This window comes from Amylibacter sp. IMCC11727 (genome assembly GCF_029854195.1).
Taxonomy (GTDB): Bacteria; Pseudomonadota; Alphaproteobacteria; order Rhodobacterales; family Rhodobacteraceae; genus Amylibacter.
Genome location: NZ_CP122960.1, coordinates 829446 through 843962 on the forward strand (window position 1 = coordinate 829446; position 14517 = coordinate 843962).

The window sequence follows — 14517 nt, forward strand, 5'->3', positions numbered from 1 at the left end:
TCCAAAATAAATTCTGAATAAATCCTATCCGTTGGGTGTTCTCTTGGTATGCGGCGACACGCCGATCCATTGAACCAAGGGAGAGGACCCAGATTATGAAGTTCACACAGATTGTTGCAGCGACAGTTATGGGTGCGAGTTTGCTAGTGGGGCAGGGCACATTTGCCGATGGGCACGCCAAAGGCTGGATGTTGGACGCGGAAAATTCACGGTTGGCATTCGGATCAATCAAGAAAGATACAGTTGGTGAGGTGCATTCGTTTGAAACCATTTCAGGCAGTGTGACGGCCGACGGAAATGCCGAAATTCAAATCGATCTCACGTCAGTCCAAACCAACATTGATATTCGCAACGAACGCATGATGGAGTTCGTATTTGGCGGCACAAAGCAGGCTGTTTTGACCGCAGAAATCGACATGGAAGAGGTTAACACGCTTTCTGTTGGGGATATGACAGTGATCGACGTGGAAGGCGAGCTAGGCTTTCTGGGCGCGGCCGTTGAAATCGAAACAGAGATGTTCGTAGCGCGCATGAGCGAAACACGCGTGTTGGCCATGACCAACGACATGATTTTTGTCGGCACCGAAGATCTGGGCGTGACCGCGGGCATCGACAAACTGATGGCATTGGCAAAGTTGCCAGGCATTACACGCACAACGCCTGTCACCTTGCGTCTGGTTCTGGACCAAAAATAAAAGGGTTTGTAGGGGGTGTAACGAGTACTAAGGGCGGCTTTGGCCGCCCTATTTTATTTGTAGTAACCGTCGTAAATGGGGCCCAACGTGTCTTCGTCAAACAAAGACGACACAGAAGTCCCATTCGAGATGTTCAGAATGGCCTGCGCCAGCATCGGAGCCAATGGCACGGTGCGGATTTTGTCACATGCGGCCACTGCAGGTGTGGATTCGATGCTGTCGGTGATTACCAACTGCTTCATAGAGGATTTGGTGATCCGCTCCACCGCTGGGCCAGAAAGAACACCGTGCGTGATGTAGGAGTGAACTTCTTGTGCGCCCATTTCCATCAAAGTGTCGGCGGCCTTGCACAATGTGCCAGCCGTGTCGCAGATGTCATCCACGATGATACATTTCTTCCCAGTCACATCCCCAATCACGGTCATTTCCGCAACTTCACCAGGGGAATTGCGGCGCTTGTCCACAATCGCCATTGGCGCGTCGATCCGTTTGGCCAATTCACGGGCACGTGCCGTACCGCCAACATCAGGGGAAATCACCATTACTTCTGACAGGTCGTCAAAGTTGTGTTTCACATCAAGCGCGAACACAGGGGCGGCATAAAGGTTATCCACTGGAATATCAAAGAACCCTTGGATTTGCGTTGCGTGCAGGTCCATGGTCAAAACCCGTTCGATGCCTGCTTCGGCAATCAAGTTGGCCACCAATTTTGCAGAAATCGGTGTTCGTGCCTTAGAACGGCGATCTTGGCGTGCGTAGCCAAAGTAAGGGATCACGGCGGTGATGCGGTTGGCCGAAGACCGGCGAAGCGCGTCAGAAATAATCAGCAATTCCATCAAGTTGTCGTTCGCTGGGTTCGACGTTGATTGGATGATAAACATGTCTTCGCCGCGTACGTTTTCGTAAACTTCGACGAAAATTTCTTGGTCGTTGAACCGCTCAATTCGGGCATCTACCGGCTTAACCGCTTTGCCACGGTGCATGGACATGCGGCGCGAAATGGCTTCGGATAAGGATTGATTGGAATTACCCGCAATAAGCTTTGGTTCAATGATGGAATTCATGGCAGTGCTCCCCAGCGTTAAAATTTCTGTTTCGCAGCAGATCGGAACAGATTTGATGCCTGAGGGATTAGCAAAGCATCAGGGGTTTGCATAGGTGCTTTGGCGCGGTAATCAGGTTTTAAATTGTTTTAAAGGACGCGACCAATGGCGCATATCGACTATTACATGATTACGTTGTCCCCGTTTTGTTATTTGGCGGGCGATGGCTTGGAAAAGATTGCCGCAAAACACGGGGCAACGATCACATATAAACCAGTGAATCTGTTTCAGGTGTTTGCCGCAACAGGCGGTGTGGCCCCTGCGGATCGCCATCCAGCGAGACAGGCCTATCGGTTGCAGGAATTGGCGCGTGTGGCCAAGCACAATGGCTTGCCGATCAATCTGAAGCCTGCGCATTTTCCAACCAATCCAGCCCCAAGCTGTTTTGCTTTGATCGCGGCGCAGAATGCAGGGGGTGGCGATATCGGTGGGCTGAGCCATGCGTTTATGCGCGCCTGCTGGGCAGAAGAGAAAGACGTTGCACAAGACGATGTGGTTCGCGCGTGTCTGGAAGAAAACGGATTTGATCCCGCCCTTGCGGACAGTGGCCTGCTAAGCGGTGCTGAAACCTTTGAGAGGAACACAGAAGAAGCCATTCAAAAGGGTGTGTTTGGGGCACCAATGTATGTGGTAGGCGATCAGATGTTCTGGGGGCAGGATCGGCTAAGCTATCTTGATGATTATCTGTCAGAGCAGTCGTAACCGATATGGCTGAAACCGTTATTCGGCGTTTGGGGCATGGTCAACGCCATGCCTTTTTCGCGCATTGTTCCTTGTCTTCTGGCAAAAGCATGATGCCTTTGATGAGCCATTTCGTAGAAGAAATGACCATGGCAGCGATTGATCTGCCGGGGCAGGGGAAATCGGCTTTGCCCGACATGAACCGCGATTATCATACGCAGTGTATCGAGGCCTGTCTGGACGAAATCGAAATGACAGGGGGGCCACAGGATTTGGTTGGGCATTCGTTCGGGGCCACAGTGGTTTTGGCGCTGGCAGCGCAACGACCTGATTTGGTACGCTCTTTGGTGTTGTTTGAACCTGTCTACTTCGGCCTGTTGAACGATGCGGGTCATGATGGTTTCAGCGCAAACCTGACGCAAGAAAAGCCGTTTAACGACGCGATTGAACGGGGTGACATGTTAAGCGCGGCGGAGGCCTTTCTAACCCGCTGGGGATTGCCTGGTGAATGGGATGCAATGCCCCAAGCCACCCGCGAGGCCATGGCCAGCCGCATGTGGGTGATCCCAGCCCAAGCAGATGGGATCATCAACGAAGGGCCGAAACGAATGAAGCTGGATGCGATCCGCGATTTGGACGTGCCCACGCTGATTATGCACGGTGCAAACAGCCCCAAGATCATGGAAGCCATCACAGATGTGATTTCTTCGGCTATGCCAAATGGGCAAGGGGATGTTTTGGATGGGGCAGGGCATATGTTGCCCATTACCCATCATGCCGATTGTGCCGCAAAACTGCGGGCGTTTTGGTCGCTTTAGCCCTTGGCGAGCGCCACAAACTGATCAATTTCTTCGTCTGTTGTGGACCAGCTGCATACCAAGCGACAGTCGATTAGCTCGTCATCGGGGCCATCAGAACGCTCCATGTAATACATCGCGCCACCGTCAACGGCCCGATTGTGCGCCGCACGCGGCATTTTGCAAAACAGCATGTTGGCATCGCGCGGATTTGTCATTTCAAAGCTGTTGATTTGGGTCAGCCCTGCTTCGAGCCGCGCACCTGCGGCGTTGGCTTGCGTGGCCAGACGAATCCACAGATCATCTGTAAGATATGCCTCCATCTGTGCTGACAAATAACGGTGCTTTGAAAACAGGTGGCCCCCCCGTTTGCGGCGCAGTTCAAACTCCCACGCTTTGGCAGGATCAAAAATGATGACGGCTTCAACACCCAACAGGCCATTTTTTGTGCCACCAAAACTGACCACATCAATGCCAGCTTTCCACGTCATTTCCGCAGGGGTGCAGCCAAGCGCGACCAGCGCATTTGTGAACCGTGCCCCATCAAGGTGTGTTCCAATTCCAAGGTCCTTAGCGGTTTTGCACAAAGTAGCGATTTCTTCGCAGGTATAGACCGAACCAAGCTCGGTCACGTTGGTGATCGACAACGCCCCACGTTGGATGTTGTGAACACCCAATCGACCCGTGTGTTCGGCAACCCGTGCAAACTGATCCGCGTCGATTTTGGCATTGTCGCCGTCCAAAAGGGTCAGCTTTGCGCCACCCGTGAAAAATTCCGGAGCGCCACATTCGTCTTCTTCGATGTGGGACTGGCGATGACAGAAAATGGTTTGCCACGGAGCGGCCAACATAGACAAAGCGAGGGCATTTGCCGTGGTTCCCGTAGACACCAAATAAACAGCGGCCTCAGGGGCTTCAAACTCATGGCGAATTTGGGCCGTGACGCGATCCATGATGTCGTCTGTCCCATAAGAAGCGGCGTAACCTTCATTGGCTTTGGCCATCGCGGCCATGACTTCGGGGGCCGCAGGGGCAGCATTGTCAGAGGCAAAATACATCAAGCAAACCTTTCAGTGGTGTAATCTTCGTAGTCTTCTTCTTCGATATCGTATTCAGGGACGGTCTGACCCATTACCGCGTTACCACTTTTTTGGGTGCTGTTTGCGTCACCTGTCACAAGGGGATGCCAATCTGGCAGATCACCGCCTTCATGCAATAACCGATAGGCACATGTGGATGGCATCCAATGAGCGTTGCGGTCGATGTTTTCTGGCGTCAGCACCACACAGCCCGCCACCATCTGTTTGCGCAGCGCATAGTTGCCGCAGGAACAGGTTTTGTCATCGAACAGACGGCAGGAGATTGTGGTGTAGCGAATTTCAAGCGTGTCTTCGTCTTCAAGCTTCAGCAGGCAACATTTCCCACACCCATCACACAGGGCTTCCCACTCTGCTTTGGTCATGTCTGTCATATCGGTCTTGCGCCAAAATGCGGTGCGCAGGCCGTTTCTGTCAATGTGCTGGCTCATGGAGTTGTTGTTGAGCGGATCAAGCCGATTGTCTAGGGTAAAGCCGAGAGCAGGAGTGAAAAATGCGGGAAACCGAGCTGTATGCCCCCGTCAAAGCGTTCCTAGAAGCGCAGGGGTACGAGGTGAAGGCCGAGGTGAAGGATTGCGATGTGGTTGCGGTGCGCGATGACGCGGAGCCCGTCATCGTAGAATTAAAGCTGCAATTGTCACTGACCTTGTTGTTGCAGGGCGTGGATCGGCAGGCGATTTCGGATCACGTGTATGTCTGTGTTCCATCGGGCAAAGGGGCACGGTGGCGCACACAAATCAAAGATGCCGTGCGATTGTGCCGCCGCTTGGGATTGGGATTGCTAAGCGTGCGCAATGGCGTAGTGCTGGCGCACATTGATCCGGGACCTTACGCACCGCGCAAGTTCAAACGTCGGCGGGATTTGTTGCTACGCGAGTTTCAGAACCGCGTAGGCGATCCAAACACGGGGGGGCAGGTGAAACGCAAAATCATCACTGCCTATCGTCAAGATGCGCTGCGAATTGCGATGTATTTGTCAGACATGGGAACCGTGAAACCCGCAATTGCGCGCGATACGTTGGGCATTCCCAAAGCCGCGTCAATCTTGCAAGCAGATCACTATGGATGGTTTGAACGGGTAGAGCGGGGCGTGTACGGATTGCGGCCCCACGGTGTGGAGGCGCTTGAAACCTATGCCGATGTTGTGGCGCTGCTCAAAGCTTAAACCGCGCTGAGGATTTCACGGGCCTTGACGCAATCGTCATTCATGGCTGTGATCAGGCTATCCATTCCGTCGAACTTCAATTCTGGGCGGATGTATTCAACCAAAGCCGTGGACAGGGTTGCGCCGTATAAATCGCCGCTGAAATCGAATAAGAAAACTTCGAGGTTGGGGATATCGTTGTCCGCAAATGTAGGGCGATCCCCAAGGGAAGCCGCGCCTTGATAGCGGCCCTTATGCGGGCCATCAAGTACATCGACCATCACGGCATAAACGCCAAATTTTGGCAGATGCAAATCCGTAAGCGGGATGTTGGCCGTGGGAAAATTCATTTCACGGCCCCGTTGGAACCCCTTTTCCACGATGCCTTCGATACGATGCCAATGGCCAAGCATACGGGTTGCATCGGCCGTGCGCCCTTCGGTCAGGGCATTGCGGATGGCGGTGGAGGAAAACTCACCAGCGGCGTCATTGACCAGCGGCGCGATGGTGGTGTCGAAGCCGTGTTTCGGGCCGAGGGTTTGCAGCATGTCCACGTCGCCTGTGCGGCCTTTGCCGAAACGGAAATCAGCGCCCACGACAAGGTGCTTGATCCCCAGTCCATCGGCCAACACATCCTGAATGAAGGTTTCTGCAGACAGGCCAGCAAGGGCCGCGTTGAATGGGATTTCATACAGATGGTTCAGCCCCAGCTTTTCAAAACGGCTGGCCTTGGTTTCGGCTGACATCAGACGAAATGCGGGTGCATCGGGTTGAAAAAGGCGACGAGGATGGGGTTCAAAAGTTATCACACCCAAAGGCGCATTGATGGAGGCAGCAGCCGTGCGTGCCAGCGCCAAAACGGATTGATGCCCCAAATGAACGCCGTCAAAATTACCCATAGCAACAGACGCCCCTTTGGCGCTGTTTGGCAGGTTTTCATAAGTCTGATGTCGTTGCATAGGGGCCTTTGGCCCAAGGGCCGTTAGTCGAATTTACGGCTTGGCGCCAAAACCAGCGCCGTGCCTTTCAAGACAACGGTATCGCCCACAGAGCAGGCACAATCAAGGGTCACGCGACGTTTGGAATAGTCGATCTCGGCAACTGTGACCACGGCTTCGACCCGGTCACCAGGGCGTACTGGCGCCATGAACTTTAGGTCCTGTTTCATATAGACTGTGCCGTGCCCTGGCAGTTGTTCACCAATCACCGCAGAAATCAAACCCGCGGTCAGCATGCCATGGGCAATGCGACCCTGAAAGATTGTGTCTTGCGCGTATTCTTCGTCCATGTGAACGGGATTGTGGTCTGTGGAAAGTTCCGCAAACATCTCAATCTCTTTGTCGCCGATGGTCTTTGAAACCGAACGGGACATGCCAATTTCCAAATCCTCGATAACTATAGTACCGGTTGGATAGTTGTGCTGGTGTTGATCGAACATCACGGGAGACCCCCAATTGCTGCAAGTGCACAATGTCTATGTGCTGGGGGGTGAGTCTGCAAGATGTAAGTGTAATATTGCGTTAAAATTCCACCTTTTGCGGTAATTAAATTACCTTTACGCCGAAGTTAAGGGCAAAAACGGCCGCTGTTTAACGCAAATGGCCGATTGTGGCGGTGGGTGTGGCATTGTGCAGTTGCAGAAAATCATCGAGCTTTTGCGCGTTGGGTTGCAGATTCGTTTCGGTTTCTGCGGCAGCCAGCCCACCTGAGATGAACAGACTGTCGAGGTCTTCGTTCTGCGCGCCCATGATATCGGTTAGAATGCCGTCACCGATGCACAGGATGTTTTTATCATCGATCACACGGCCCGCCGCTTGCGTCAGGCGGTTTCGGGCGAGGTCATAGATCGGGGCGTGAGGTTTGCCAAAGTAATGCGATGCGCCGCCCCGTTCGGTGTAGTCTTTGGCCAAAGCGCCTGCGCAGAATATGCGTTTGTCGCCAAGGTCCACTTGGATATCGGGATTAGCACACAACAGGTCTAAGCCGCGGTTCTTTGCTTCGAGAAAAATCGCAGCGTAATCGTCGGGGGTTTCTGTTTGGTCGTCAAACAGACCCGTGCAAACAATGCTGTCCGCCTGATCCAACGGCACGCGGTTGATCTTTGCCAAATCGGGAATATCGTCGCTAGCAAAAAACGGGGCGTCCCGTTCTGGACCGATGTGAAAGACGTTTGTGCCAAAACTGCCCGAGGCCAGCGCAGAGCGGGCGCTGTCGCCGCTGGTGGCAACCTCTTGATACAAGTCGCGCGCAACGCCGATGCCATCTAGTTGCGTTTCAACAGAAACTTTGGGGCGCGGCGAGTTGGTGAGCAATAGAACAATGCCGCCGCCATCGCGGAAGGCTTCGAGCGCTTTGACAGCCGCATCAAACGGACGTTTTCCGTTGTGAAGACAGCCCCAGAGATCGCAGAAAACTGCGTCGTAGTTGGCGGAGATTTCGGAAAAATGCTCGATGATGCGTGTCATATGATATGCCCGATTTGTTTGTGCCGATCATCGCGGGTTCCGCAGGGATGGCAAGCGTGTTTTTGACCAGACCTACCACACATGACGACGGCTCGAGCCGCAAAATGTTGCTCGAGCCTACGCATAAGTGAGTTCACACACGGACCCAATACGCAGGCACGGCGTGATCACGTTAAAAACCCGCCCCTTATTCCTAAGGAGCGGGTTAATCGGTTTTATTTGAGCATTTTTGCTTCGAACGCTTTCAGCGACAGGCGGGACGAGGCGAATGCTTCGCGGCCTTCAGCGTGCGCCAACTCTGGGAAGAGTTCGACGATTTCGCTGCGCTGTTCTTGGGACACACCCGCCATCGCCTGATCACCAGGCTGGAAGCTTTCGGTCCATGCGCCGTTCGACAGAACCACTTCGTGGTGGTCGAACATGAAGTGGATGTAGTTCGTTTGGGATGCGGCCACTGAAACGATGCCTTTGTCAGCATTGATCAGGTGCTTGGCTGCAACCAGAACTTCTGGCTCGTTGAACAACAGGCCCACTTCGGCGTTGTTGATCAACATGCGGTGGTTCGGAGACACGAGCATATCCCGTTCTGGCAGACCGCCGCCCAAGCTACCCTTGCGCACCAAAACTGGCTGCAAATGTGGGTTGGCTTGCAGTTGCGCACCAGACATTGGCTTGTTGCCCAACCAGCGGATTTCCTGTGCGCCGTTGTCCCGTGTTATCACACGATCGCCGACTTTCAGGTCCTCGACCAGTTTTTCACCTGTCATCGTTGCAATCAGTGTCCCCGGCGTAAAGCAAGGAACGATTGTTTCGATTTCAGAGAACTCCAGCTCGCCAACCACTGTGCCACCTGGTGCGTCCAAGAATTGGATCGTACCTGATGTAGAGTTGCCATCTGCATCAACAGTTTCGTTGATGATCTGGAACGGACCTACACCTGTCAGGTTCAACGTGTCGTTGTCGTCCCCGTCAGAGCCACCGTCAACTGAGTCGCCAATAGCGTCTTCGGTAGAAGTGATCGTAAAGGTATCAGCATCGGCTCCGCCATACTGTTCATCAGAGCCTTCGCCGCCAGTGAACTGATCTGACCCAGTGCCACCGAACAATGTATCATCGTCGATACCGCCGAACAGAACGTCGTTACCTTCGTCACCGTGCAGAACGTCATCGTCGTCCGCACCAAAGATGGTGTCGTTTCCTTCACCGCCAAAGACAGTGTCGAGCCCGTTTGTTGGCACCAAGTCGATGGCATCTGGAATGTCGAGCACGTCAATGCCTTCCAGTCCGCCGTAGATAACATCGTTGCCAAGGCCACCTTCGATTTCGTCGTTGCCTTCGCCGCCAACGATCAAGTCGTCGCCGTCGCCGCCGTCGATGGTATCGTCGTCAAAGCCAGCGTAGATTGTATCGTTGCCTGCGCCGCCGTCGATGCTGTCATCGTCGTCGCCTGTTGTGATGGTGTCACTGCCACCACCGCCAAACACGGTGTCCATGTCGTTGAACGGATCATCATCACCAGGGAAGATGCCAGGGTAACCCTGATCTGGGTTGCCTGTCGGATCGAGCAGATCGTCAGACCCCGGACCAGACGTGTCGATGGTGTCGTTGCCGTCACCGCCGTCAGCTGTGTCGCTGCCGTCGCCACCAAAGATCAAGTCGTCGCCGTTTTCGCCGCGCAACAGATCGTCGCCGTTGCCGCCATCCAGCGTGTCCGCTGCGATATCGCCGTTCAAGGTATCGTTGCCTTCGCCACCAAACAGTTGGTCGCCATCACGGTTGCCTGACAATGTGTCGTCACCCGCGCCACCAAACAAGGTGTCAAAGCCGTCGCCACCGAACAAGCGGTCGTTGCCGTCTTCACCATAAAGAGTGTCGTCGCCATCGTTGCCTGACAATGTGTCGTTGCCGTCGCCGCCAAAGACTGTGTCATCGCCGTTGCCAGCGTTCACCAGATCATTGCCGTCACCTGCTTCGATGATGTCATTGTCGCCGTCGTCACCATCAATGGTGTCGCCTTGGGTGTCGATGAAGCCGGGGTTCATAACGTCATCGCCAGCTGTACCGTGAACAGTGCCGTCTGGGCCACCTGTTCCGAGAATGCTCTCGATTTCAGAGAATTCCATTTCGCCAGTGACGTTACCGTCTGCGTCAAGGAACTGAACCGTACCTGATGTGGAGTCGCCGTCTGCATCAAGCGTTTGGTTGATGATCTGGAAGTCACCTACGTTGGACAGATCAAGGGTATCTTCGTCAACACCCTCTGAACCACCGTCAACAACATCGCCGATGCCATCCGCTGCGGACAGAACGTTGAATGTGTCGCGATCGTTGCCACCAAACTGTTGGTCTTCGCCTTCGCCACCTTCGAACGTGTCATTGCCTTGGCCACCGTACAGTGTGTCGTCGTCGATGCCGCCGAACAGAACGTCATTGCCAGTATCACCATAGATGAGGTCGTCATCGTCGCGACCATAGATCGTGTCGTTGCCGTTCCCACCGTAAAGTGTGTCTGTGTTGTTGTCTGGCAGCAGGTCAACATCATCTGGAATATCCAGAATGTCGGTTGTTTCCAGCCCGCCGTAGATCACATCGTTGCCTTGGCCACCGCGGATTTCATCGTTGCCTTCTGACCCTACGATCAAGTCGTCGTCGTTGCCACCGTCCACGGTGTCATCGTCAAAACCAGCGTAAATAGTGTCTTCACCAGCGCCACCGATGATGCTGTCATTGTCATCACCTGTGGTGATGATGTCGTCGCCGCCACCACCGTCAACTGTATCCAAATCGTTGTTCGGATCATCGTCGCTTGGATAAACGCCAGGATACCCTTCGTCTGGGTTGCCTTCTGGGTCCAGAAGGTTGTTTGAGCCTGGGCCAGATGTGTCGATCACATCATCCCCTGCGCCACCGAATACGTCATCGCTGCCGTCACCGCCTGTGATGCTGTCGTTGTCGCCGCCGCCAAACAAGCGGTCGTCGCCGTCGCCACCATCAAGAGTGTCTTCGCCATCACGACCACGGATTGTGTCGTCACCGTTTTCACCGTTCAAAACATCGTCGCCGTTACCGCCGTCAATGCTGTCAGCGCCTTCGCCACCAAATACGGTGTCGTCACCTTCGCCAGCGTTCACAACGTCGTCGCCATCGCCTGCTTCAATGATGTCGTCGTCGCCATCATCGCCGTCAACTGTGTCACCTTGTGGGTCAACAAAGCCAGGATTGATAACGTCGTTGCCATCTGTGCCGTGAACTGTCCCGTCTGGGTCAATACGGTCGCCGATGATTTCTTCGATTTCAGTAAATTCAAGCGTGCCTGTGACGTTGCCATCGGCATCCAAGAATTCGATTGTACCGTCTGTGCCATTTCCGTTGGAATCTGGCACTTCGTTTACAACACGGAACGGGCCTTCGCCTGTCAGGTCGAGGACGTCATAGTCATCGCCACCTGCGCCGCCGTCTACGATGTCGCCATCTGTTGCACCAAGGAAAGTGTCACGGTCATTGCCACCATACAGCGTGTTTGCCGCGTCTGGACCAGTGTCATCTTTGAAGTTGCCACCACCTTGAATGACGTCATTGCCAGTTCCACCAAATACGGTGTCGCTGTCAGACCCACCAGAGAGCGTGTCGTTGCCAGCATCGCCGTAAACCGTGTCTTGGCCGTGACCGCCATAGGACTGGTCGTCGCCTTCGCCACCGTAAACGAGGTCATCGTCTGCTGAAGCCCAAAGATCATCGTTGCCTTCGCCACCGAACAACGTGTCGTCGCCAAAGGAGGCTTCGACCATGTCGTTGCCATCACCACCATAGTAGGTGTCATCGCCAGAGTCAGCGCCACCGAGGTTGTCGTTGCCGTCGCCGCCGAAAATTTCGTCGTTGCCAGCATTGCCAAAGATGCGATCGTCGCCTTCGTCACCCATCAGTGTGTCGTTGCCGCTGCCACCGTCGATGCTGTCGTTGCCTTCGCCGCCAAAGACAGTGTCGTTGCCTTGGCCTGCAAAGACTGTGTCATTGCCATCACCTGCTTCGACAATGTCGTCGTTGGAGCCAGCATTGCCAACAACTGCATCGTTGTTGTCGATCATGTCGCCGTCTGGATCGCCCGTATAGTTCACGTCGATCACATCGTTTCCGTCTGTACCAGACACTGTGCCGTCCAGTGCAACAGGATCGCCGAGAATGTTTTCGATTTCAGCGAAATCCATTGTGCCGAGCACGTCACCCGTTGTCGGGTCAAGGAATTCAACAGTACCAGATGTTGAGTTGCCATCTGGATCGGTTGTTTCGTTGATGATCCGGAATGGGCCAACGTTTGTCAGATCCAACGTATCGTTGTCGTCACCTTCGAAACCACCATCAACAACATCACCGATGCCGTCAGCAGCAGAAACCACGTTGATGCGGTCTGCATCCGCGCCACCGCTGATTTGGTCTGCACCTTCGCCACCGTCGATGATGTCGCCACCTGCTTCACCAAAGATGATATCGTCGCCGTCGCCACCAAAGATGGTGTCGCCTTCGTCTGCTGGGTCAGCAACTGTCGCGTCAAAGTATACATCTGTGACGTTGATACCAGTATTGTCGCCACCGTTTTGATCATGCTCGATCACGATGCGCGCTACTGGGCCTGGAATTCTCACCAGAACGGAGTAATCAGCAGAAGTATCCGCCGCATATCCACCGTTGGAGTCAGCGGTGTCGACACCCGCCACACCGTCGGTGTCGAGCAGTGTCAGGTCGGACCCGCCAACCATGCTGATTTCGATTTGGTTTCCGTCTTCGTCGTACGCTTTGACGTTTACAACACCGTCACCGTCAATGTCGTTGATGCGGAAGGAAACGTTTTCAACTTCGTCAGAGAAATCAAGGGCATAGTCAGCATCATTGCCGTTGCCGTTCAACACGGAATAGAGCGAGCTGTTGTCATCAATTGCGTTGCCATCACCGTCGATGTCGGACACGTTTTGATTGTCTGTTTCCCACTCGGTGCTGGCTGAACCCGTTTCATTCAGAATGGAGAACGTGACGTCCACATTGCCTGTGTTTTGCGTAAAGCCACTGGCTGCACCATTGTTTGTAAAGCCTGGTGCTTCGTTCCACTCTAAGCTTTCGCGCACAGTTGTTGTGCCGCCTGCGCCGTTGTCACCGCCGTAGATAACGTCGTCATCCGCGCCACCTTCGATGTAGTCCGCGCCAGTGCCACCTGTGATTTCGTCTGCGCCGTCACCACCGTAGATTTCATCGTCGTCCGCGCCACCATCAAGCAAGTCATCGCCGCCTTGGCCTTCGATGTAGTCTTCGCCTGCACCACCAAACAGTTGGTTAGAGAAGGTATCGGCAGGTGTTGTGCCCTGTTGGTCGAACCCAACCAAAGTATCGTCGAAATCAGAACCGATCACGCCGTCGATACCGCCAATAATGCTGTCGTTGTCTGCATCCCCACCTGACAATGCGCCAGTGTCGAGATTTACGTTCACTGCTGCATCGCTGTTGGAGTAATCAAGGTTGTCTTGACCCGCGTTGCCTTGGAAGTTGTCAGCGCCGTCGCCGCCGATGAACACGTCATCGCCTGAGCCGCCAAACAATGTGTTTGTGCCTTCGCCACCAGCGATAACGTCGTCGCCATCGTAACCGAACACTGTATCGTCGTCGCCATCTGCGCCGTCGATTGTATCGTTCTGCGCGTCAACAAAGCCTGGCAGCATAATGTCGTCACCGTTTGTGCCATCAACAGGGCCATTTACGGCTTCTTCTTCGTAGATTGCCATGTAATCAATGGAACCATCAAAAAAGTGGTTGTATGTGCCGTCATCGCTTTCGCGCACACCGATCTGCCAGGATTCATCGTCGTTGTCGCCGATTTCCATTGTCAGGCCAGTTGTGTCAGAGCTTACAGTTTCCGTTGCACCAGTCGTCAGGTTTTCGACTTCGAGCTGAACGCCTGTTGCTTCGTCCCATGTGTATTTCACATTAACCGTGTCACCTGGATTGGCAATGTTGGGTGCTGTGGACATTTTCCAAATGTCGGCGCCGTCTGCGCAGTGGATCACGTAGATGGAACCATCCGCTTGAATGGCCAGTTCAAAGTAACCTTCGGAACCGCGATCTGCGTATTCACCACGAGACACCAATGTGTCTGGGCTGGAACCAACGTGTGCATCTTGGTTGAACTGAATTTCGAGCGTACCGGCGCTCATATCGAATGGGTCGTCGTCACCAACATTTGGAGAGTCACCATGTGAGCCGCCGATGATTTCACCATCAACTTCGAAGTAATCGCCGTGGCCATCAAGGTGCAAGCGGTCGCCAGAGATATTGGCGTTGCCGTGCAACCAACCGTTTTGAGCTACCCCATCATCGAGACCTGTATCGCTCAATTCCGCGCCGTTGCGGAAATCCCAAAGGCCAACAAGACCGTTCACTGTACTCGCGTCAAAATTCGACATTACTTATTCCTCGTTACCTTGTCATCCACGTGCTGCACACAACACACAAAACTCCACCCTTGCGGGCCTAAACGGCAAAGCTTTGAAGG

11 protein-coding genes are annotated in these 14517 nt (G+C 54.0%); 4 read left to right on the top strand and 7 right to left on the bottom strand.

Annotation, left to right across the window (positions count from 1 at the left end):
* Positions 1–95: 95 nt before the first annotated feature.
* Positions 96–695, top strand: a complete 600-nt coding sequence (locus QBD29_RS04300; RefSeq protein WP_280100082.1) for a YceI family protein — start codon at positions 96–98, stop codon at positions 693–695.
* A gap of 53 nt (positions 696–748) precedes the next feature.
* Here QBD29_RS04300 and QBD29_RS04305 read toward each other — a convergent pair whose 3' ends face one another.
* Positions 749–1759 carry a ribose-phosphate pyrophosphokinase gene (locus tag QBD29_RS04305; RefSeq protein ID WP_280100083.1) on the bottom strand — a complete coding sequence of 337 codons (1011 nt, stop codon included), beginning with the start codon at positions 1757–1759 and terminating at the stop codon, positions 749–751.
* A gap of 144 nt (positions 1760–1903) precedes the next feature.
* On the opposite strand from QBD29_RS04305, the gene QBD29_RS04310 reads away from it, so the two are divergent.
* Both QBD29_RS04310 and QBD29_RS04315 read left to right on the top strand, forming a co-directional pair.
* Positions 1904–2500: a 2-hydroxychromene-2-carboxylate isomerase gene (locus QBD29_RS04310; RefSeq protein ID WP_280100084.1), complete on the top strand. Its 597-nt coding sequence runs from the start codon at positions 1904–1906 to the stop codon at positions 2498–2500.
* Between the two features lie 5 nt (positions 2501–2505).
* Positions 2506–3297 (top strand): alpha/beta hydrolase, encoded by a 792-nt coding sequence (locus tag QBD29_RS04315; protein WP_280100085.1) that lies wholly within the window; start codon positions 2506–2508, stop codon positions 3295–3297.
* Here the strand turns inward: QBD29_RS04315 and QBD29_RS04320 are convergent.
* Both QBD29_RS04320 and QBD29_RS04325 read right to left on the bottom strand, forming a co-directional pair.
* Complete coding sequence (locus QBD29_RS04320) at positions 3294–4334, bottom strand: low specificity L-threonine aldolase (protein ID WP_280100086.1); 1041 nt, start codon at positions 4332–4334, stop codon at positions 3294–3296. The genes QBD29_RS04315 and QBD29_RS04320 overlap by 4 nt on opposite strands.
* Positions 4334–4804 carry a YcgN family cysteine cluster protein gene (locus QBD29_RS04325; RefSeq protein WP_280100087.1) on the bottom strand — a complete coding sequence of 157 codons (471 nt, stop codon included), beginning with the start codon at positions 4802–4804 and terminating at the stop codon, positions 4334–4336. The genes QBD29_RS04320 and QBD29_RS04325 overlap by 1 nt, the downstream gene beginning before the upstream one ends.
* A gap of 62 nt (positions 4805–4866) precedes the next feature.
* Here QBD29_RS04325 and QBD29_RS04330 point away from each other — a divergent pair, with 62 nt between their 5' ends.
* Complete coding sequence (locus QBD29_RS04330; RefSeq protein WP_280100088.1) at positions 4867–5538, top strand: DUF2161 family putative PD-(D/E)XK-type phosphodiesterase; 672 nt, start codon at positions 4867–4869, stop codon at positions 5536–5538.
* Here QBD29_RS04330 and QBD29_RS04335 read toward each other — a convergent pair.
* The 4 genes from QBD29_RS04335 to QBD29_RS04350 form a co-directional block, all read right to left on the bottom strand.
* Positions 5535–6476, bottom strand: a complete 942-nt coding sequence (locus QBD29_RS04335) for a bifunctional riboflavin kinase/FAD synthetase (RefSeq protein ID WP_280100089.1) — start codon at positions 6474–6476, stop codon at positions 5535–5537. The two genes, QBD29_RS04330 and QBD29_RS04335, sit on opposite strands and share 4 nt — an antisense overlap.
* 23 nt (positions 6477–6499) lie before the next feature.
* Positions 6500–6955, bottom strand: a complete 456-nt coding sequence (locus QBD29_RS04340) for a MaoC family dehydratase (RefSeq protein ID WP_280100090.1) — start codon at positions 6953–6955, stop codon at positions 6500–6502.
* A gap of 151 nt (positions 6956–7106) precedes the next feature.
* A complete protein-coding gene (locus QBD29_RS04345; RefSeq protein ID WP_280100091.1) occupies positions 7107–7982 on the bottom strand; it encodes a TIGR01459 family HAD-type hydrolase in 876 nt (291 codons plus the stop codon).
* A gap of 215 nt (positions 7983–8197) precedes the next feature.
* The gene (locus QBD29_RS04350; RefSeq protein ID WP_280100092.1) at positions 8198–14428 is read right to left on the bottom strand and encodes a Hint domain-containing protein; all 6231 of its coding nucleotides are present in this window, start codon (positions 14426–14428) and stop codon (positions 8198–8200) included.
* Positions 14429–14517: the final 89 nt, after the last annotated feature.